1 protein-coding gene and 1 pseudogene are annotated in these 1513 nt (G+C 66.4%); both read left to right on the top strand.

Annotated elements, in window-relative coordinates:
* Positions 1-153 precede the first annotated feature (153 nt).
* Positions 154-594 (top strand): annotated as a pseudogene (locus ACH4S8_RS45140) (transposase); the annotation flags it as partial.
* A 31-nt stretch (positions 595-625) separates the two neighbouring features.
* Positions 626-946 (top strand): MafI family immunity protein, encoded by a 321-nt coding sequence (locus ACH4S8_RS45135; protein ID WP_398405191.1) that lies wholly within the window; start codon positions 626-628, stop codon positions 944-946.
* The last annotated feature ends 567 nt before the right edge of the window (positions 947-1513 follow it).

The raw sequence follows: 1513 nt of genomic DNA, 5'->3' as shown, positions 1-1513 counted from the left end.
CACGGACCAGCGCGATGGCACGCGCCCGGAACTCCGGAGGATAGGGACGAGGCATGACTGCCAGCCTTCCGTGAAGGGCTGTCAGTTAGCCACCACAACTGGAACCTGAGAGGTGGGGCAGGTCAACCTGTCACCCGAACCTGCACCAGACCCATCGGTGACGACACCCTGTGGGGCGTCAACCGCCGCAAGAAGGGTGCCGCGAACACGCTGGCCGCGCTGAAGTCGATCCGGACTGCCCGACCTGACGGCGCTCCGATCTGCGTCATCCTGGACAGCCTGTCCGCCCACAAAGACGCCGATATCCGTCACTGGGCGAAGAAGAACAAGGTCAGGCTGTGTTTGACCCCGACCTATGCGTCCTGGGCAAACCCGATCGAGGCCCACTTCGGACCGTTGCGGCAGTTCACCATCGCCAACTCCAACCACCGCAACCACACCGCGCAGACGCGCGCCCTGCACGCCTATCTGCGCTGGCGGAACAAGAACACCCGGCATCCCGACGTGCTGGCCGCCCAACGGTGTGAGCGCGCCCGCATCCGTAGTGAGAAGGGCATCCGCTGGGGCGGGCGACCGGCACAGAAAGCCGCGTGACCATACGAACAGCACCGGCGACACTGACACCATGACCGTCGATCGCGAGGCACTTCAGTCCAGCTGGAACCGGACCCGTGGCCACCTCGATTCCGCCCGAGTCCACCTGACGGGCCTGCCGAACGTTGACCTCTCGGCGACGCTTGAGTTCCTGGAACACGACGAGTTGGGACTCGCCTTCGACTGTCTCGTCGATCTCGGTGGCGACCTCAACCTGCCGCTCGCCTTCTGGCAGCACCTCGATCGAGCAGCCCGTGAGATGCGGCTCTACAGCGATGCGCTGCACACACCCCACCTCACAGCTGCCGGCCTCTGTCGCCGCCATCTCGCAGCTGCCTCCGAAAAGGAATGACCCGCCAAACCTTCTCGGTCAGAGCACTAGCAACCCGCTAGTGACCGAACGCGCCCCTGGCCTGCGACCTAGCGCCCCGGCCCCCGGGGAGCGGCCTTCCGGTCCGGATGCACCGTCGGACGGCTCGCGCCCGCTCGCTAGATCCCCGGCCGCCGGCCGGGGAGGCGGGGAGAACTCCCCGTCCGCTTCCCCAGCCCACATCCCCCGCATTGATCAGCGCAGATGGCACTTCGGGGAGGCACTGCCCTGGCCCCTTCCGAAACCCCCTCTGGAAGGCATCCCGAGCCTCTGTCCCAGCCACCGTCGGGCTCCGCGGCCGCTTCCCGAGACAGGGACCCAGGGAGGCAGGGAGGCACGCCCAAGACACCCCCGAAAACCCCTCAGGAAGACCCCGAGCCCCCTGTCCTGGCCTCCCTGAGACCCGCCGAGCCCTGCTACCGGTAGCAGCCACACCAGCTACCGGTAGCAACCCCGCTAGTGTGATGCGCCAGAAATCCTGATGCTTAGTTCTGCTCGGTTTTCTGGCCGGTGGTTCCGACCTTGGTGAGGTAGTCGGCGAGGGAGTTG

It is taken from the genome of Streptomyces sp. NPDC021080, assembly GCF_044333225.1.
GTDB lineage: Bacteria > Actinomycetota > Actinomycetes > Streptomycetales > Streptomycetaceae > Streptomyces.
Note: the sequence above shows the minus strand (reverse complement) of the source record. Positions and strands in the feature narration are given on the sequence as shown.